Raw genomic sequence first — 18674 nt, 5'->3', positions numbered from 1 at the left:
ACGCGGTAGGCTTTGAGCGAAATCAAACTCTGAGGCTGAATATGGCGCGTCCTGTTGTTGGTATTGTCGGAAACACCAGCCTGTTGAACGATCAATATCCGATCCACGCCGCCGGCACGATGAACACCATCGCGGTGGCGCAGGTGTCTGGCTGTTTGCCCCTGATCATCCCGAGCGACCCGTCGCTTGTGTCGGTGGAAGAGCTGTTGGAAACCTGCGACGGCTTTTTGCTGACCGGCGGGCGGCCCAATGTGCACCCCGAGGAATACGGCGAACCCGCGACCGAGGCGCATGGCACCTTTGACCGTGCGCGCGACGCTATCGCTCTGGGGCTGGTGCGCGCCTGCGTTGAACGCGGGCAGCCGTTCTTTGGTGTCTGCCGGGGGTTCCAAGAGGTGAATGTCGCCATGGGTGGCACGCTTTACCCCGAAATCCGTGAGCTACCCGGCCGTATGAACCACCGCATGCCCCCCGATGGCACGATGGAGCAGAAGTTCGAGCTGCGCCACGACGTGACCTTTACCCAAGGGGGCGTCTTCCACGAGGTCTTGGGGGCCCCGAAGGTGCGGACGAATACCTTGCACGGGCAGGGGATCAAGGCGGCTGGTCCGCGTGTGGTGATCGACGGTTTTGCCGAAGACGGCACGCCAGAGGCGATATATATCAAGGACGCGCCGGGGTTCACCCTTGCCGTGCAGTGGCACCCAGAATGGGACGCGGGCAATGATCCGGTGTCGCGTCCCCTGTTCGAACGCTTTGGTGCGGCGGCGCAGGCCTGGGCGGACAGCAAGCATCAGCGAATGTTGAAATCTGCCTGACAGGTTACCCCGACAGCGTGATGCGCGGCACATGCAAGCGGCCTGTCCTTGCTAGATAGCGGGCGGTCAGCGTGTCGATCTTCTGCCAGACGAAATCCGGCGGCGCGGCAGATCTTGGCTGCGGCGCGCGCGGTTTGCCCGCGTGCTGGCGGTGCCGTTTGCGGCAGCTTTGAAAAGCGACGGCGCTTGGGGGCGGGGCTATCGGGTATGTGATCTTGTGCATGGGGCGACCTTAGCCGCCCCAAAGTTAACAAATCATGACCGGTGGGGGATTACATCTCGCCGCCGGTGACCTGGATGCATTGACCGTTGATGCTTTGCGACCCCGGACCGGTGAGCCATGCGGCCGCGGCTGTGACCTCGGACACCTCGATCAGACGCTTGTGCGGGTTGGAGTTGACCATGATCGCGCGCGCTTTTTCTTCCGAGATACCAGCACGTTCCGAGATCGACGCCGTATTGCGCGACACGATGGGCGTGTCGACATAGCCGGGGCAGATCGCGTTGAACGTATAGGGTTGCCCCAGATAGTCCGCCGCCAGCGATTTGACCAAACCGATCATCCCGTGTTTCGACGCCGAATAGGCCGCAGCCCCAGGCAGCCCCTTCAGGCCCGCCATCGAAGAGATCGCGATGACGCGGCCCCAGTCGGTATCGCGCATGGTTTTCAGCGATTCGCGGATGGTCAGAAAAGCACCGTCGAGATTGGTCGACATCATATTGCGCCAGAATTCCATATCGGTCTTATGCACGGCCTTACCCTCGGCGATGCCGGCGTTGGGGATGCAGATCTGGATCGGGCCGTGGGCTTTGACGGCGGCGGCGATCTTGGCGACCACGTCTTCTTCGCTGCGCACGTCCATGGCCATGCCGGTCATGTTATCGCCTGCGACCTCGTCCAGCACCTCTTGGCGGCGGCCTGTGATGGTCACATGTGCGCCCCGTGCGGCCAGATCCCGCGCGATGTCCAGCCCGATGCCGGTGCCGCCGCCCGTGATCAGCGCGTGTTTTCCCTGTAGGTCCATTCTGCTCTCCCTTATGAAATGGATCATCATGGGGGGCATGCTGTCGGCAGCAGGGGGCAGGTGCAAGGGCGCGCGGGTTTTCACGCAACGTCGTAAACCTAAAAATCGGGCTGTTAGCGCTATTGACGCTGCAAAACGCTGTTCTAATTATGTCCGTCTCTTGTACTATAGGAACCCAAGCGCTATCGCTCTGGGTAATATTATTGCGCCACACTGGGCGTAGAAGCACAAACGGGGGACTCTGGATTGAAGATCGGGACGCCAAAAGAAACATTTGAAGGGGAAAATCGCGTTGCGATGACTCCGGAATCAGCGCTGCAGCTGCAAAAGCTTGGTCATAGCTGTATGATCGAAGCTGGCGCAGGCGAGGCGGCTGGTTTTTCCAACGATAAATATGTCGAAGCCGGGGTAGAGGTGATCGACACGGCGGCCGAGCTTTGGGAGACGGCGGATGTCGTGGCCAAGGTCCGCGTCCCCAACACCGAAGAAATGGCGATGCTGCGGTCCGACCAGACGCTGATCTCTTTCTTTAGCCCTGTGGCCGATGAGGCCAAGATGAAAGAGGCGGCCGAGAAAGGCACCACTGTCGTCGCGATGGAGATGATCCCCCGGATCAGCCGCGCGCAAAAGATGGATGCGCTGTCGTCCATGGCGAACATCGCGGGCTACCGTGCGGTGATCGAGGCAGGCAACAACTTTGGCCGCTTCTTTACCGGTCAGATCACGGCGGCGGGCAAGGTGCCTCCGGCGAAGGTTCTGGTTGTCGGTGCCGGTGTTGCCGGTCTGGCCGCAATCGGCACGTCCACATCCCTTGGCGCGATCACGCTGGCCTTTGACGTGCGTCCAGAAGTGGCAGAGCAGGTTGAATCGATGGGGGCCGAGTTTGTCTACCTCGATTTCGAGGAAGAGCAGCAGGACGGCTCTGCCTCCGGTGGCTATGCCTCTGTTTCCTCGCCTGAATTCCGCGAGGCACAGCTGGCCAAATTCCGCGAGCTGGCCCCCGAGGTCGATATCGTCATCACCACCGCCCTGATCCCCAACCGCGAAGCGCCTGAACTGTGGACCGAAGATATGGTCGCAGCGATGAAGCCCGGGTCGGTGATCGTCGATCTGGCGGCGGAAAAGGGCGGCAACTGCAAGCTGACCAAGATGGACGAGAAAATCGTGACCGAGAATGGCGTGACCATCATCGGCTACACCGATTTCCCCAGCCGGATGGCAACGCAGGCCTCGACGCTTTATGCGACCAATATCCGTCACCTGATGACCGATCTGACGCCGGAAAAAGACGGTGTGGTCAACCACAACATGGAAGACGACGTGATCCGTGGGGCGACCATCACCCATGACAAGGAAGTCACCTTCCCACCGCCGCCCCCCAAGGTCGCGGCAATTGCGGCGGCGCCGAAGAAAGACAAGCCGAAAGAGCTGACAGCGGAAGAGAAACGCGCCAACGAAGTGGCCGCGTTCAAGACGCAAACCCGCAATCAGGTCGGCCTGCTGGCCATCGGTGGCGTGCTGCTGTTGGCAGTGGGTCTGGTCGCGCCAGCCAGCTTTATGCAGCACTTTATCGTATTCGTGCTCTCCGTGTTTATCGGCTTCCAGGTGATCTGGGGTGTGGCACACAGCCTGCACACACCGCTGATGGCTGTGACCAATGCGATTTCGTCGATCATCATTCTGGGGGCGGTCATGCAGATCGGGTCCGGGTCGTTCCTGGTGATTATTCTGGCCGCGCTGTCGGTCTTTATGTGCGGGATCAACATCTTTGGTGGCTTCCTCGTGACACGGCGCATGCTTGCCATGTTCCAAAAATCGTAAAGGGTTCAGGTAAATGGATTTTGGTTTTACAACAGCGGCTTACGTAGTCGCCGCCATCCTCTTCATCCTCAGCCTTGGCGGGCTGTCGGGGCAGGAAAGTGCAAAACGTGCCGTATGGTACGGGATCGTGGGCATGGCTTTGGCCGTGGCTGCGACATTGATCGGGCCGGGGGCCGGCTTCTGGCTGCTGTCGCTGATCCTGATCGCGGGTGGCGGTGCCATCGGCTATCAACTGGCGACAAAAGTGCAGATGACGCAGATGCCCGAACTGGTTGCCGCGATGCACAGCCTTGTGGGTCTGGCGGCGGTCTTCGTCGGCTATAACGCGCATATCGAACTGGGCAACGTGCTGGCGATGGATGAAACCGCCCGCAAGGCGACCGAAGGGTTCGCAGCGCTGCTGGCCAAGAAAGACAGCGTCGAGATCGCGATCCTGCGGGTCGAACTGTTCCTCGGCGTGTTTATCGGTGCCATCACCTTTACCGGGTCGGTCATCGCCTATGGTAAGCTGGCGGGGCGCGTGGATACGGCGGCGACCAAGCTGCCCGGCGGTCACATCCTGAACGCGGCGGCGGCTGGCTTGTCGCTGCTCTGCTTGATCTGGTACTTCAACACCGGTGGCTTCCTGCCGCTGTTCATCATGACCCTTGCGGCGCTGTTCATTGGCTACCACCTGATCATGGGCATCGGCGGCGCGGATATGCCCGTGGTTGTGTCGATGCTGAACAGCTACTCTGGCTGGGCTGCGGCGGCGATTGGTTTCAGCCTTGGCAACGATCTTCTGATCGTCGTGGGCGCGCTGGTCGGCTCGTCTGGTGCGATCCTGTCCTACATCATGTGTAAAGCGATGAACCGGTCGTTCGTCAGCGTGATCCTCGGCGGTTTCGGCGGGACATCCGGTCCGCAGATGGAGGTCGAGGGCGAGCAGGTCGCGATCGACACTGACGGTGTTGCCACCATGCTGAACGAGGCCGACAGCGTCATCATCATCCCCGGTTACGGCATGGCGGTCGCTCAGGCGCAGCAAGCGGTAAGCGAGCTGGTCAAGAAGCTGCGGGCAAAAGGCAAGAACGTGCGTTTCGCCATTCACCCCGTTGCGGGGCGTCTGCCGGGTCACATGAACGTGCTGCTGGCCGAGGCCAAAGTGCCCTATGACATCGTGATGGAAATGGACGAGATCAACGATGATTTCCCGTCGACCGACGTGGCGATCGTGATCGGGTCCAATGACATCGTGAACCCTGCCGCACAGGACGACCCCAACAGCCCCATCGCCGGTATGCCGGTTCTGGAATGCTGGAAGGCCAAGAACGTCATCGTGTCCAAACGCGGGCAGGGGACAGGCTATTCCGGCATCGAGAACCCGCTGTTCTTCAAGGACAACACGCGGATGCTTTACGGCGACGCCAAGGCGAGCCTCGACAAGCTGCTGCCGCTGATCGACTGATTACACGACAGACGACAAACCAAGGGGCGGTGCAGCAATGCGCCGCCCCTTTTGCTTTTGGGGCGAAGGCAGTGGAACTCAAGGCGGTGGCACGTGTTGAATTGTCATATAGGAGGATTTGAATATGAAATTTTCACGCACCAGCCCCTCGACCGGCCCCGGTTCCCCTGAAGTGACCGGCTTTTACGATGACGATACCGGCAGCATCCAATATCTGGTGGCTGATCCGGCGACCTCAAAGGCGGCGGCGATCGACGTGGTTCTGGGCTTCAGCCCACAAAGTGCGGCGACTGACACGCAGCATGTCGATACCATCGTGCGCCACGCGGAAGCCGCGGGCTACGAGATCGAATGGATCCTCGACACGCACCCCCATGCGGACCATCTCATGGCCTCACACGTATTGAAACAGCGGTTGAACAAGCCCAATGCCATCGGGGCCAAGGTGAGAGAGATCGCAGAGCTCTGGCGTGACTATTACAACATGCCCGACGCCTTTGACCCCGCCGCCGATTTCGACCACCTGTTCAAGGATGGCGATACATTCACCATCGGCGAGCTGCCCGTGCGGGTGATGTTGTCGCCGGGGCATACGTTGGGGTCGATCACCTATGTTGTAGGCTCTGACGCGGCTTTTGTACATGACAGCTTTATGCAGCCTGACGTGGGCACTGCGCGCGCCGATTTCCCGGGGGGCACCGCGGCTGAACTCTACCAGTCCCTGCAGGATATCCTTGCCTTGCCGGATGCCACGCGCCTGTTCATCGGCCATGATTATGGCACCGAGTATCGCAGCCAACCCATGTGGGAATCCACCGTGGCCGAACAACGCCGGCACAACGCCCATATCGGCGGTGGCGTGTCGCAGCAAAGCTTCGTCGACCAGCGCGAGGCGCGGGATAAGACCCTCGCGCTGCCCGACCGGATGCTGCATGTCTTGCAGATGAACCTTAGGGCAGGGCGCTTGCCGGAGGCGGAAGATGACGGTCACGCTTACCTCAAGATACCGGTCAACCGGTTCTGAAACGGTTCCGGTATTCCGCGGTATACGGTTAACCCTATGAAAGATATGTGAAATATATCTAGGCGAATGGCGGTGGTCACGATAGACTGCTTTGATTGACCCCTTGTAGAAAGCCCGCATCGTGCCCGCCCTCGACGATCACCCTCTGCGCTATACGCTCAATAGCGAGCTGCACGCCCGCCCGTTCCCCTCGCTCACCGCGCCCCATGTTGCGGCCTATCTGGCCGTGCGCCCCTTGGGGGAGGCCGCGCGGCGGGACCGCTCTGCCGATCTGCAACAGCTCCGTGATCTCTTGGCCCATTATGGTGCGCCATTGCCCGCCGCGGACGCGACCCATTATTTCGGCCCGATGGGAAAATATACGCTGAAGTGGGAGCAGCATACCGAGTTCGTGACCTATACGGTGTTTCTGGATCAGCTCGGCCAGCGCCCCTTTGATCCGGCAGAGTTTGATGTCTTCCCGCAGGATTGGCGCGCGGGCCTGAACGCGCAGCGGATCACCTCTATTCTGCTGCGGCTGGTGCCCCGTCCGCCACAGGACGCGCAGATCGCCGAGGCGTTGCAAGACTGGTTCGTCCCCGAAAGCCTCGCCGTGGCATCGGTGCTTGAAGATGCGGCCGTCATCGCCAGCGATTTCCGTATCGACCCCGCGGGTCACATGCGCATGGCGGTCTTTGCCAGCGAAGGCACGGGCAGCCGCCGCTTGGGCCGCATCGTGCAACGTCTGTGCGAGATAGAGACCTATAAATCCATGTCGATGCTTGGCTTTGCCAAGGTGCGCGAATTCGCGGGCCAGTTGGACCGTATAGATGCAGAGCTGAACGATCTGATGGCGGGTATGGCAGGCACCTCTGCCATGGCCGAAGACACGCTGCACCGGCTGCTGGATATCTCTGTCGGGCTAGAGGCGCTTTCGGCCGATGCGTCTTACCGTCTGGGCGCGACAGAGGCGTATAAAGCCATCGTGGCACAGCGGATAGGGGCCCTGCGCGAAACACGGTTCATGGCGCGGCAAGGGTTTGATGAATTCATGATGCGCCGCTACGAGCCTGCGATGCGTACGGTCACATCCTCGGAAACACGGCTCAATAAAATGTCCGCCCGCGCCAGCCGCGCGGCCGAATTGTTGCGGACACGGGTTGATGTGGAACGATCCGCGCAAAATCAGGCGATACTGGCCAGCATGGACAAACGCTCTGACCTGCAACTGCGCTTGCAACACACGGTCGAAGGGCTGTCCGTGGTCGCGATCAGCTATTACGCGGTGTCACTGGTGGGCTATATGCTTTACCCGCTGGCCGACCGTATCGGGGTCAGCAAGGGCACGCTCACGGCAGTGGCCGTCCCGGTGGTCGTGCTGTTGGTCTGGGGGCTGCTGCGCCGCCTGCGCCACAAGATCAAATAGGGTCAGCTGCCCGCCGGGGTGGCACGCAGGGTGGCATGCATCGCCAGCACGCCAACACCGATCATCACAATCGCAAGGATCGCGGCAAGGGATAGCGTGGGCACGCCGGACAATCCGGCCCCCAGCGTGCAACCGCCCGCCAATACACCGCCCACACCCATCAGCGCTGCTCCGGCCAGATAGCGGCCCGTCTGGGCGGGTGTCTCGAAACTCTGCCAGCCAAAGCCGCCAAAGATCAGGCTCGACGCGCAGGCCCCCAAGGCCACGCCCCCCAAAAGCCCGACGCCAAAGCCCGCGGGGATCGAACTGCTGGCCACCACCCAGAACAGCGCATCGGCCGAAGGAGAGGTGAACGACAGGCTTTCCATCGCGATAGGGTCGAATTCGTCAAACAGGATAAACCCCGTCCCGACCCAGGCCAGCGGGACCAGCAGGCCAATCATCGCCGCCATCACCAGATGGGTCCAGCGGTTGCCCGATCGCAGCGCCACGGCAAGGGCCGCCACCACGATCAGCCCGCTCCATAGCATCACCCCCCCGGGCAGGGCGGCAAGGCTGACGTAATCGCCAAGCCCAAGGGCCACACCGCCAAGCGCCACGCGCATCGGAGCCAGCACGCCTTTCAACGTGGCATGGGCCACGACCGCAAACACAACCACGACCAAGGCCGCGCGCAAGTTGCCGGAGCCCGCCAGAATGGTCAGCCGAGAGATACAGCCCCGCGTCAACACCATCCCCGCGCCAAAAAGCAGGCCGCCGATGCCAATCGCCAGATAGGGCACATCCGGCACCATAAAGCGGTGTTCGGCAAAGCTGATCCAGCCCATGGCGACCGCGAACTGCGTCCCCAGCACGGCAAAGGCCAGCGCTGTCAGCCAGACCCCTTTTGCGGCGCGCCGGTCCTCGCCAATCAGCGAGCGGCGAAAACAGAATTTGGTGATCTGCCCGAGTATGCCAAAGATCACCCCAACCGCCAGCGCGAACCAGACAGCCGCTTGTTGCGGTGTGGTGGTCTCAAAACCGAATTGTTCAAACATCCCCGTGATCCCCTTGACGACAGCACGACAGTTCCCTGACGCGGAAACCGCCTGAGTTCAAGCCTTTTGCGCCCCCATGACAAAGGGAGGCCGCAGCCCCCCTTCACCCTTTTTCAAATACTCAGACCCGACAGAAGCCCCAAAAGGCGACAGTCCGATCCGGATCACCGTCCGCGCAACCGCGGGTCCAGCGCGTCACGTAGCCCATCGCCCAGGTAGTTCACGCTCAGCACGGTCAGCGAGATCGCGACGCCGGGCAGGATCACCCGCTCGGGGAATTCCTGCATCCGTGACACAGCATCGGACAAGAGCTTGCCCCATGTCGGATAGTCCGACGGGAAGCCGACGCCCAGAAAGCTCAGCGCACTTTCGGTGATGATCGCGGTCGCCAGTCCCAGCGTGGCCGAGACCATGATCGGAGAGATGACGTTGGGCAGCAGGTGCTTGCGGATGATCTTGCCCGACCGCGTCCCGATGGACCGCGCGGCGAGGATGAACTCGCGCTCTTTCAGCGCCAGAATGTCGCCGCGCACGATCCGCGCGGTCTGCATCCACGAGGTCAGCCCGATGATGCCGACGATCAGGATGAACATCCCGCCTTCGGGGCCAAACCGTGCGTTGAGCGGTTGGCGGAACAGGGTCACCGCCAGCAGCGTCAGCGGCAGGATCGGCAGCGACAGAACCAGATCGGTAAAGCGCATCAGCCAGAAATCGAGCCGTTTGAAATAGCCCGAGATGACGCCGATGGCCGAACCGATGACCAGCGCCAGTCCCATGGCCAGCCAGCCCACCGCCATAGACACGCGCCCGCCGGCGATCATCTGTGCCATGATATCACGGCCCAGCTGGTCGGTGCCAAAGGGGTGTGCCCAACCGGCCTTGGCCTCGCTGTCGAACAGCAGTTGATACACGGGGCGCCAGTTCTTGTTGCGGATATCCAACGCCTTGGGGTCGACATCCCAAAGGTAGGGGCCGAACAACACCGCGAGGGTGATGAACAGCAAGAAGCCTCCGCCAAAGACAGCGCCCTTGTGCTTGCGGAACTGCTGCCAGACGTCGATCCACTGGCTGCGTGGCGGCTTTTGCGGCTCTTTATCGACCAGCGCGCCATAGAGTTCGATGTCGGCCTCGATCGGGCTTGCGGGGGTGGCTTGCTCAGTCATAGCGGATCCTTGGGTCAAGCAGGCCGTATAGAACATCGGCAATCAGGTTGAATAGAACGATGAGGATGGCGAAGATAAAGGTCAGCGTCATCACCATCGGCAGGTCGTTGGCAAAAAGCGCGGTCAGCAGCAGCTGACCGATACCATTCACCTTGAACACATTCTCGGTAATGATCGCGCCGCCAAAGATCGCGGGCATGCCAAGGGCAATCACTGTGACCACTGGGATCATCGAGTTGCGCAGCACATGGACCAGAACGACCGATTTCTCGCGCAGCCCTTTGGCGCGGGCGGTGCGCACATAGTCCTGGTTCAGGTTATCCAGCATCGCGCCGCGCATATAGCGGCTGATCTGCGCGGTAGTTTGCAGCGCCAGCACCATCACGGGCATGATCATCTGCATGAACTGGATTTTGAAGCTCTCCCAGTCGGTCACCACATGGGTCGTGTCGTAGATCGACGGCAACCACCCCAGCGAGACCGAGAAAATCACGATCAGCAGCGGCCCGGTGAAGAAGGGCGGGATCGAAAAGCCGATCATGGTGACAAAGGTGCCGGCTTGATCGAATAGCGAATAGTGGCGGTAAGCCGAATAGATGCCAATCGGGATCGCGATCAGGATGCCCACGATATAGCTAAGCCCAACCACCCAAAGCGTCTGCGGCATCCGCTGGATCACGATATCCATGATCGGGCTGCGTGTCTGCCAGCTGATTGCACGCTGTACGGGACGCACAGCACCTGTGTCGGGGTCAATGAAGGTCGACAGGCTGGTGTCGGGCAGCCAGCCCAGCAGGAAGCTGTCGCGGGTGGCCCAGTCAATGAAGACCTGCGGTTCAACCCAGAAGAACTGGATCAGCCATTTATAGTATTGCACATAGATCGGCTGCCCGAGGCCAAGCGCCTCGCGCATTTTCTGTTTTACCTCTGGTGGGACTGTCAGCGGCACCTGGGCCATCGGATCGCCGGGGGCCAGTTGCAACAGCAGGAAGATTACCAGGCTGATAAACAAAAGCGTTGGTATCGACAAAAGTAGTCGACGAATGGTGAAGGTCAGCATGCACAGCGCCTTTGCAAGTCGGTCTAGGGGAGGGGAAGCATGTCAAAATCGAAGGGAGGCGCGATTTCGCACACATTCACACAGGCATCAAGTCATGAGGAGCACGCGCGCTGCGTGCTCCTCTGAGCTTGGGCGTGATTATTCTTTCACGCGGTACCAGTCGGCGGCATTCCACAGTTCGGAATCCCATGTGTTCAGGATCACGCCGCCCAGAGTGTTGGACGCAGCGGAAACCCGACCACGGTCGACCAGCGGAACGATGGTCATCGTGTCACGTGTGATGATGTTGTTCAGCTGCTTGGCGATCTCGCCGCGCTTGTCCAACTCGCCCGTGCGCGACAGTTCGTCCAGCAACGCGTCATATTCTTCGTTGCAGAAACGGTTGATGTTTTCACCCTGCCACTGGCTGGAAGGCTTGGGCTCGTTGCCACAGCGATAGGCAGACAGGTAAGCCTGCGGATCGGTGCCGTCAAAGTTGTTCGCGTACATTTCAACGTCGGCATAGAACTTCTGGAAGGTATCGGGCGAACCGGGGTCACCCCCAAAGAAGACCGACGCATCAAGATTGCGCAGTTCGACTTCGACACCGATCTGGTTCCACCAGTCTTTGATCAGCGCTTGAAAATCCTGACGGACAGCGTTGGTCGAGGTCTGGTACAGCAGGGACAATTTTTCACCGTCTTTGTCGCGGATGCCGTCGCCATTGGTGTCGGTCCAGCCGGCTTCTTCCAGCAGAGCTTTCGCGCCTTCCAGATCCTGCGTCAGACATTCGGTGTTGTCGGAGGCATAAAGTTCGGGCGCGGGCACGAGGTTACAGGTCGCGCGACCCGCCTGGCCATAGCCGACTTCGACCAGCAAAGGACGGTCGATCGCCATGGACAGCGCCTTGCGGACCTTAAAGTCGGACAGGATCGGGTGCGGATGCGCCACGGTGGAGCGTTCGCCCTCCGGCAGGTCCGGCGATGGGTCTGTCAGGTTCATCTCGATCCGTTCGACCAATGTCCCGAATGCAGAGATCGCCTGACCCTTGCCGCCTTCGGCCATTTTCGCCAGCACATCAGGGGCCAGCTGCATGTTCCAGGCATAGTCGTATTCGCCGGTTTCCATCACCGCACGACCCGCGGCATTCGCATCACCACCGCCCTTGAGGGTCAGTGTCGCGAACGCAGGTTTGCTGGGGTCACGGTAGTTGGGGTTGGCTTCCATCTGGATCACGTCATTGGGACGGAAATCTGTCACGCGGAACGGGCCGGTGCCGATGGGGTTAAAGTTGGCTTCGGTACATTCGGGGGCTTTCGCGCCCAGGCAGTCCTTGAACTGCGCGGCCTGAATGATCGGTGATTGCGCGCCCATGAACGGGCCGTAAGGGTTTGGCTTGGCGTCGGTGAAATGAACGGTAACCGTCAGATCATCCACAATATCGATGCTTTCAACGCCATCGAACTTCGACGCCTGCGCGCAGCCGCCTTCGGGGTGCATACAGTATTCAGCGGTGAATTTCAGATCCGCCGAGGTCACCGGCGTGCCGTCGGACCAAACCAGGCCCTCTTTCAGCTTCCAGGTGATGGATTTCAGGTCTTCGGCCACGCCGCCGTTTTCAACGGTGGGAATCTCGGTCGCCAGATAGGGGACCAACGCGCCGGTTTCGTCATAGCGGCCCATAGGCTCCAGCACGAGGCTCGCCGCCTCGAGGTCTTTTGTGCCGCCCGACAGATAGGGGGTCATGATCGAGGGCGCTTGCCAGTAGATAACTTTCACCTCGCCGTCGCGTCCACGCTCGCCCTCGTGGGCGGCGCCGAATGCGGCGGGGGCAATCGCTACCGAAGCCGCGGCTCCCAGTAACAGGGTTTTCATGTTCATAGCTTACTCCTTGTTGGACACCGTTGGTTTTTTGAGGTGCCTTTTTTTATGGTCTGTCTTTTCTGGCAATGCCAAAAACGTCAATCTTGATCACGGCCGGGGGCAGGGTGCTGCGACAGACAGGGATGCCCGCCAAAACGCCCGTTTTTCCAGCCACGCCAATAACGTCGAAGCATCGAAACAGGTTTGAAAAAAAATGCAAGCCTCCAAAGCAGCGGATGTTAGCGGTCCCTTGGACCGATTTGACACCAGATGACGAAGTGCCTTAGCGTCGTCAAATTGATTAAACGAGAAGCGCTGGAAAATACCATGCTAGACGAGGCAACGCCGACACCAATCGCGCAAATTCAAGAGCTTAGGGTCGAATTTCAGACCCAGGACGGACCCGTTCTAGGTGTGGAGAACGTCAGCTTTGACATCAATGCGGGTGAAACTGTCTGCGTTGTGGGCGAATCCGGCTCGGGTAAATCGGTGTCCTCGCTGTCGCTGATGCGTCTGGTCGAGTTCGGCGGCGGAAAAATTGCGGGTGGGCGCCTATTATTTGAGCGCCAGAACGATCCTGCTGTCGATTTGGCGCGCACAGATCAGGATGTGATGCGCGATATTCGCGGCAATGAGATCGGGATGATCTTTCAGGAACCGATGACCGCGCTGAACCCGGTCTTTACCGTCGGTCGCCAGCTGACCGAAGGGCTGCGCCTGCACAAGAACATGTCCAAGGCGCAGGCAGAGGCCCGCGCGCTGGAGCTTCTGACCCAGGTCCGCATCCCCGAACCGGCCCGCCGTCTTGCACAATACCCGCACGAGCTGTCGGGCGGGATGCGCCAGCGTGTGGTGATCGCCATGGCGCTGGCCTGTTCGCCGCGGCTGTTGATCGCGGATGAACCCACCACCGCGCTGGATGTGACCATTCAGGCCGAAATCCTCGCGCTGATCGACCGCTTGAAACGCGAGACCGGCACCGCCGTCATGTTCATCACCCATGACATGGCCGTTGTCGCCCAGATGGCCGATCGCGTCGTCGTCATGTTCCGCGGTAACAAGGTCGAAGAAGGCACGGTCGAGGAAATCTTCGAGAATCCCCAACACCCCTATACCAAGGCGTTGCTGGCCGCCGTGCCCAAGCTGGGCGAGATGCGCGGCAAACCCTATCCCGAACCGATGAAACTGCTCGGAACTGCGGATAAAGAGATCAAACCCATCAAGGGCACAGAGGAAACGCTGCTGACGGTCAAGAACCTGACCACGCGCTTTCCGGTGCAGGGCGGCTTCCTGCGCCGCACCGTCGCCAATGTCCATGCGGTGGAGGACCTATCGTTTACCATCAACAAGGGCCAGACGCTAAGCCTTGTGGGGGAATCCGGCTGCGGAAAATCTACGGCGGGGCGGTCCTTGCTGCGGCTGGTCGAACCCCAATCGGGCGAGGTCAACCTCGATGGCAAAGACATCATGGCACTGGATTCACGTGGCCTGCACAAGGCGCGGCTGGACATGCAGATGATCTTTCAGGACCCGTTTGCCTCGCTCAATCCGCAGGTGCAGCTATCGGATCAGGTGGCCGAACCGATCCACAATTATGGCACGCTCAAAGGGGCCGAGCTGACCAAACGCATCGAGATGCTGTTTGACCGTGTGGAACTGCCGCGCAGCTTCATGCGCCGCTTCCCGCACGAGCTGTCAGGCGGTCAGCGCCAGCGCGTCGCCATCGCGCGGGCCTTGGCGTTGAACCCCAAGCTGATCGTCGCGGATGAAGCCGTGTCGGCGCTGGATGTGTCGGTTCAGGCGCAGGTGGTCAATCTGATGCTGGAGCTGCAAGCGGAAATGGGGCTGTCCTTCCTGTTCATCAGCCACGATATGGCTGTGGTCGAACGGGTCAGCCACCACGTCGGCGTGATGTATCTGGGCCGGATCGTAGAAATGGGCACGCGGTCGCAGGTGTTTGAAAACCCGCAGCACCCCTATACACAGGCCCTGATGAAAGCCGTCCCCATCGCCGATCCACGGCGTCGCAAAAAGGAAAGCGAGCTGAACTTCAAGCCGATCCCGTCCCCGATCCATCCGACAAGCTATGTCGCGGAACCCTCTGTTTACAAAACCGTATCCCCCGGCCATCAGGTCTTGATCACCGATAGCGGATACTAAAGGACCACATAAATGACTGCGCGCATGACCCCGTTCGAGCTGATGGAAAAACTCGTCAGCTTTCCCACTGTGTCGCGGGATACGAATATCCCGCTGATCGACTGGGTGGCCGATTACCTTGAAAGCCACGGCATCGCGTCTCATCGCTATATCCATCCCGATCAACCCAAACATGCGCTTTTCGCCCATGTGGGCCCGTGGGAAGAGGGCGCGGTGGTTCTGTCGGGGCATACCGATGTGGTGCCGGTGGACGGCCAACCCTGGGACAGCGACCCTTTCACCGTGGTCGAACGGGACGGGCGCTATTATGGGCGCGGCTGCTGCGACATGAAGGGCTTTGATGCGCTGGCCATCTGGGCACTGGTAGAGGCGCATTACGCCGACGTGCAACGCCCGCTCCAGATCGCGCTCAGCTTTGACGAGGAAATCGGCTGCACCGGTGCCCCTCCGATGATCGAGGCGATGCAACCGGTGCTGCCCAAGGGGGCGCTGGTGATCGTGGGGGAACCCTCCACCATGCAGGCCGTTACAGGCCACAAGGGCGGCACGGGCTTCAACACCCATGTGGTCGGCTTCGAGGTCCATTCCTCGCTCCTGCACACAGGCGTCAACGCGATCATGGCGGGGGCCAAGCTGATCGAATGGGCCAATGAGGTGAACACCGAGAACATGGCTCGCAAACCCAGCGAGCTTGCCGCGATGTTCAACCCGCCCTTTACCACCGCCCATGTGGGCGTGATCTCGGGCGGAACGGCGCATAATATCACCGCCAAGGATTGCCACTTCGCCATGGATTTCCGCGTCGTGCCGGGCGAAGACAAAGACGCCTGGGGCACCGCCTATCTGGAAAAGGTGCGCGAGGTCGAAAAGCAGATGCAAGAGGTCGTCCCCGAAACCTATATCGAGGTCACCCCCCGTTTCGACGTCCCCGCACTACAACCCGAAAAAGACGGGCTGGCCGAAACCTTCGTGCGCCAGATCACCGGCGACAATGCCAGCCACAAGGTCTCCTACGGGACCGAGGCCGGACAGTTCCAGGAAGCGGGGTATAGCGCGGTGATCTGCGGCCCTGGCGATATCGCACAGGCGCACCAGCCCAACGAATATATCGAAGTCGCGCAATTCGAGGCCGGCCATAGATTCATGCGCGACCTGCTTGACCGTTTGAAATGACACAGCGCAGCGGCTCCCTTCTTCCAAATGGCATCACATCCCGGGGGAGGGGCCGCAGCGCGGCACCGGGGGCTGGCCCCCGATCCAGGCCTGTTTTGCCCGCGACGCCCACGCAATATAAAGCCTGACCCATGCAGCCTTTCCCGATCCATACGACCACCCCCGTTACCTATCCCGGCCCCCAGCCAGCCACGTCGGATATCGTCGTTATCGGCGGCGGGATCATCGGGGTCTGCACGGCGCTGTTCCTCGCCCGGGAGGGTCACTCGGTCACCTTGCTGGAAAAGGGCCGCATCGCCGCTGAACAATCCAGCCGCAACTGGGGGTGGATCCGGCAACAGGGGCGCGACCCCGACGAGATGCCGATCATGGCCGAGGCGCAGGCGCTCTGGCGCGACCTTGCGGGGCAAACGAACGTGGATATCGGGCTGCGGCAGGGCGGCATCGCCTATCTGGCGCAACGGCCGACACAGCTTGCGGGCTACGAAGACTGGCTGCCCCATGCGCGGGCCAATGGCGCGGACAGCCGGATGATGACGGCGGCCGAGGTCTCCGCCATGTTCCCCGGCCTTGCGACACCTCAGATCGGCGCGCTGATCACGCCGTCGGACATGCGGGCGGAGCCTTGGGTCGCGGTGCCCGCCCTCGCCGGTATCGCCGCGCGAGAGGGCGTTCAGATCATCGAGAATTGCGCCGTGCGCTGCCTTGACATCGCGGCGGGGCGGGTTGCCGGGGTAATCACGGAACAGGGGCGTATCGCGTCTTCGCAGGTGGTGCTGGCAGGCGGGGCGTGGTCGGCGCTTTTCCTGCGCAATCACGGTATCGCTATGCCGCAGCTGTCGGTACGCGAAAATGTGGCGGCGACCGAAAGCTTGCCTGAAATTTACGCAGGGGCGGTGTCGGACGGGCGGGTCGCGTTCCGGCGGCGCGAGGATGGCGGCTATACGCTGGCCCCTCCCGGCGCGCCCGAGCTGTTCGTGGGCCCTGACGCCTTTCGCGCCTTGCCCCATTACCTGACCCAGTTGCGCGCCGACCCCTTTGGTCAACGGCTTCACCCTTTTGCGCCCAAAGGCTTTCCCGATGCCTGGGCGACCAAGCGGCGCTGGCAGGCCGATACCCCATCTCCCTTCGAGGCGATGCGCATCCTTAACCCCGCGCCCAATATGGCCAAGATCCGCCGCTTGCTGCGTGATTTTTCAGCAATGTTTCCCGATCTGGGGCCGATAAAGCTGAAATCTGCCTGGGCGGGTATGATCGACACGATGCCTGACATTGTACCTGTCGTGGATACTGTGGCAGCACTGCCGGGGCTGACCATCGGCACGGGCATGTCGGGGCACGGCTTTGGTATCGGGCCGGGTATGGGCCGCGTTCTGGCGCGTCTGGCCACGGGGCAAAGCGCCGGGCACGACCTGACCCGCTTTCGCCTCGCACGTTTCACCGATGGAAGCCCGATGATCCTGGGCCCGAACGTCTAGACACAAAAAGGAACGCACGCGATGCCGATCAAGAACCGCTTTGCCGAAACCCATGCCGACATCACCGCGTGGCGGCGTCACCTGCATACGATCCCCGAATTGCAATTCGATCTGCCGCAGACCGCGGCTTTCGTCGAAGAGAAGCTACGCAGCTTTGGCATTACCGATATCACCACCGGCGTGGCGCAAAGCGGCATCGTCGCGGTGATCGAGGGCAAGACCAATGCCTCGGGGCGCAGCATCGGCTTGCGCGCGGACATGGACGCTTTACCCATCACCGAGGCGACGGGGCTTGAGTATGCCTCCAAAACGCCGGGCAAGATGCATGCCTGCGGCCATGACGGGCACACCGCGATCCTGCTGGGGGCCGCGCAATATCTGGCAGAGACGCGTAATTTTGACGGGCGGGCGGTGCTTATCTTCCAACCCGCCGAAGAGGGCGGCGGCGGTGGCAACGTCATGGTCGAGGAAGGCCTGATGGAGCGTTGGTCCATCGACGAGGTCTACGGGCTGCACAATATGCCCGGCCATCCCGTCGGCGCATTCGCGATCCGCAGTGGCCCTTTACTGGCGGCGGCGGATGAGTTCGACATCATCATCACCGGGCAGGGCGGCCATGCCGCAGCCCCGCACGAGGCGATCGATACCAACCTTGCCGCGGCGCATGTCGTTGTCGCGCTGCAATCCATCGCCGCACGCAACGTTGATCCGATCAAGAATGCTGTCGTGTCGGTCTGTACCCTGCGGTCCGATACCGACAGCCACAACGTCCTGCCGCAAACCGTGCGGCTGCGCGGCACGGTCCGCACGCTGGATGCGGGCATCCGCGATCTGGTGCAGGACCGGCTGGAGGCAGTCGTGACCCACACCTGCGCCGCCCACCAATGCACTGCCGACATTACTTACACGCGCGGCTATCCCATCACCGTGAACGCTGACGCGAACACCGCCTATGCCGCCGATGTGGCCGAGAATATCGCCCCCGGTGTGGACCGCGACACGCCTCCGATCATGGCCGGAGAGGATTTCTCGTATATGCTGAACCAGCGCCCCGGTGCCTATATCATGCTGGGCAATGGCGACGGGCCCACCGTCCACCACCCCATGTATAATTTCAACGATGACGCGATCCCCGCAGGTTGTAGCTGGTTCGCGGAAATGATTGAAACAAGATTGCCAGCCTAGCCGCCGGCTTTGCCCGAAAGGGGCGCTGCGCGTTCC

15 protein-coding genes are annotated in these 18674 nt (G+C 61.1%); 9 read left to right on the top strand and 6 right to left on the bottom strand.

All coding sequences use genetic code 11. The features are described 5' to 3' along the window. The first annotated feature begins 41 nt into the window (after positions 1 to 41). Positions 42 to 818, top strand: coding sequence for a gamma-glutamyl-gamma-aminobutyrate hydrolase family protein (locus EE36_RS16230; RefSeq protein WP_005854066.1), 777 nt, complete (start codon positions 42 to 44; stop codon positions 816 to 818). Between the two features lie 4 nt (positions 819 to 822). Here the strand turns inward: EE36_RS16230 and EE36_RS16225 are convergent, their stop codons facing one another. Then, on the bottom strand, positions 823 to 1041 hold the full coding sequence (locus tag EE36_RS16225) for a hypothetical protein (protein ID WP_005854064.1): 219 nt from the start codon (positions 1039 to 1041) through the stop codon (positions 823 to 825). A gap of 49 nt (positions 1042 to 1090) precedes the next feature. After that, positions 1091 to 1843: an SDR family NAD(P)-dependent oxidoreductase gene (locus EE36_RS16220; protein WP_005854063.1), complete on the bottom strand. Its 753-nt coding sequence runs from the start codon at positions 1841 to 1843 to the stop codon at positions 1091 to 1093. A 246-nt stretch (positions 1844 to 2089) separates the two neighbouring features. Between EE36_RS16220 and EE36_RS16215 the strand changes: the two genes are divergently transcribed. The 4 genes from EE36_RS16215 (at position 2090) to EE36_RS16200 (ending at position 7540) form a co-directional block, all read left to right on the top strand. After that, positions 2090 to 3664, top strand: a complete 1575-nt coding sequence (locus EE36_RS16215; RefSeq protein ID WP_005854062.1) for a Re/Si-specific NAD(P)(+) transhydrogenase subunit alpha — start codon at positions 2090 to 2092, stop codon at positions 3662 to 3664. A 13-nt stretch (positions 3665 to 3677) separates the two neighbouring features. Continuing rightward, positions 3678 to 5111: an NAD(P)(+) transhydrogenase (Re/Si-specific) subunit beta gene (locus EE36_RS16210; protein ID WP_005854061.1), complete on the top strand. Its 1434-nt coding sequence runs from the start codon at positions 3678 to 3680 to the stop codon at positions 5109 to 5111. A 124-nt stretch (positions 5112 to 5235) separates the two neighbouring features. Then, positions 5236 to 6135, top strand: a complete 900-nt coding sequence (locus tag EE36_RS16205; RefSeq protein WP_005854060.1) for an MBL fold metallo-hydrolase — start codon at positions 5236 to 5238, stop codon at positions 6133 to 6135. A 121-nt stretch (positions 6136 to 6256) separates the two neighbouring features. Further along, on the top strand, positions 6257 to 7540 hold the full coding sequence (locus tag EE36_RS16200; protein ID WP_005854059.1) for a DUF3422 family protein: 1284 nt from the start codon (positions 6257 to 6259) through the stop codon (positions 7538 to 7540). 2 nt (positions 7541 to 7542) lie between these two features. On the opposite strand, the gene EE36_RS16195 is transcribed toward EE36_RS16200, so the two are convergent. The 4 genes from EE36_RS16195 to EE36_RS16180 form a co-directional block, all read right to left on the bottom strand. Beyond that, positions 7543 to 8577, bottom strand: a complete 1035-nt coding sequence (locus EE36_RS16195) for a YeeE/YedE family protein (protein WP_005854058.1) — start codon at positions 8575 to 8577, stop codon at positions 7543 to 7545. 164 nt (positions 8578 to 8741) lie between these two features. After that, positions 8742 to 9740: an ABC transporter permease gene (locus EE36_RS16190; protein WP_005854057.1), complete on the bottom strand. Its 999-nt coding sequence runs from the start codon at positions 9738 to 9740 to the stop codon at positions 8742 to 8744. After that, on the bottom strand, positions 9733 to 10800 hold the full coding sequence (locus EE36_RS16185; protein ID WP_005854056.1) for an ABC transporter permease: 1068 nt from the start codon (positions 10798 to 10800) through the stop codon (positions 9733 to 9735). The genes EE36_RS16190 and EE36_RS16185 overlap by 8 nt, the downstream gene beginning before the upstream one ends. A gap of 138 nt (positions 10801 to 10938) precedes the next feature. Further along, complete coding sequence (locus EE36_RS16180) at positions 10939 to 12660, bottom strand: peptide ABC transporter substrate-binding protein (protein ID WP_005854055.1); 1722 nt, start codon at positions 12658 to 12660, stop codon at positions 10939 to 10941. Positions 12661 to 12969: 309 nt separating this feature from the next. On the opposite strand from EE36_RS16180, the gene EE36_RS16175 reads away from it, so the two are divergent. The 4 genes from EE36_RS16175 (at position 12970) to EE36_RS16160 (ending at position 18638) form a co-directional block, all read left to right on the top strand. Next, the gene (locus tag EE36_RS16175; RefSeq protein WP_039912316.1) at positions 12970 to 14802 is read left to right on the top strand and encodes an ABC transporter ATP-binding protein; all 1833 of its coding nucleotides are present in this window, start codon (positions 12970 to 12972) and stop codon (positions 14800 to 14802) included. A 12-nt stretch (positions 14803 to 14814) separates the two neighbouring features. Next, positions 14815 to 15975, top strand: a complete 1161-nt coding sequence (gene argE / locus EE36_RS16170; RefSeq protein ID WP_005854052.1) for an acetylornithine deacetylase — start codon at positions 14815 to 14817, stop codon at positions 15973 to 15975. Between the two features lie 131 nt (positions 15976 to 16106). Further along, entirely contained in the window at positions 16107 to 17453 is a 1347-nt protein-coding gene (locus tag EE36_RS16165; protein WP_005854049.1) for an FAD-binding oxidoreductase, read from the top strand. A 21-nt stretch (positions 17454 to 17474) separates the two neighbouring features. Beyond that, positions 17475 to 18638: a M20 aminoacylase family protein gene (locus EE36_RS16160; protein ID WP_005854047.1), complete on the top strand. Its 1164-nt coding sequence runs from the start codon at positions 17475 to 17477 to the stop codon at positions 18636 to 18638. Positions 18639 to 18674: the final 36 nt, after the last annotated feature.

It is taken from the genome of Sulfitobacter sp. EE-36 (assembly GCF_000152605.1).
Classification (GTDB): domain Bacteria; phylum Pseudomonadota; class Alphaproteobacteria; order Rhodobacterales; family Rhodobacteraceae; genus Sulfitobacter; species Sulfitobacter pontiacus.
Note: the sequence above shows the minus strand (reverse complement) of the source record. Positions and strands in the feature narration are given on the sequence as shown.

Coding starts and splice junctions, on each gene's coding strand:
- EE36_RS16165 (WP_005854049.1), top strand. CDS start 16,107: ATGCAGCCTTTCCCGATCCATACGACCACCCCCGTTACCTATCCCGGC.
- EE36_RS16190 (WP_005854057.1), bottom strand. CDS start 9,740: ATGACTGAGCAAGCCACCCCCGCAAGCCCGATCGAGGCCGACATCGAA.
- EE36_RS16220 (WP_005854063.1), bottom strand. CDS start 1,843: ATGGACCTACAGGGAAAACACGCGCTGATCACGGGCGGCGGCACCGGC.
- EE36_RS16230 (WP_005854066.1), top strand. CDS start 42: ATGGCGCGTCCTGTTGTTGGTATTGTCGGAAACACCAGCCTGTTGAAC.
- EE36_RS16160 (WP_005854047.1), top strand. CDS start 17,475: ATGCCGATCAAGAACCGCTTTGCCGAAACCCATGCCGACATCACCGCG.
- EE36_RS16195 (WP_005854058.1), bottom strand. CDS start 8,577: ATGTTTGAACAATTCGGTTTTGAGACCACCACACCGCAACAAGCGGCT.
- EE36_RS16185 (WP_005854056.1), bottom strand. CDS start 10,800: ATGCTGACCTTCACCATTCGTCGACTACTTTTGTCGATACCAACGCTT.
- EE36_RS16180 (WP_005854055.1), bottom strand. CDS start 12,660: ATGAACATGAAAACCCTGTTACTGGGAGCCGCGGCTTCGGTAGCGATT.
- EE36_RS16205 (WP_005854060.1), top strand. CDS start 5,236: ATGAAATTTTCACGCACCAGCCCCTCGACCGGCCCCGGTTCCCCTGAA.
- EE36_RS16225 (WP_005854064.1), bottom strand. CDS start 1,041: ATGCACAAGATCACATACCCGATAGCCCCGCCCCCAAGCGCCGTCGCT.
- argE (WP_005854052.1), top strand. CDS start 14,815: ATGACTGCGCGCATGACCCCGTTCGAGCTGATGGAAAAACTCGTCAGC.
- EE36_RS16210 (WP_005854061.1), top strand. CDS start 3,678: ATGGATTTTGGTTTTACAACAGCGGCTTACGTAGTCGCCGCCATCCTC.
- EE36_RS16175 (WP_039912316.1), top strand. CDS start 12,970: ATGCTAGACGAGGCAACGCCGACACCAATCGCGCAAATTCAAGAGCTT.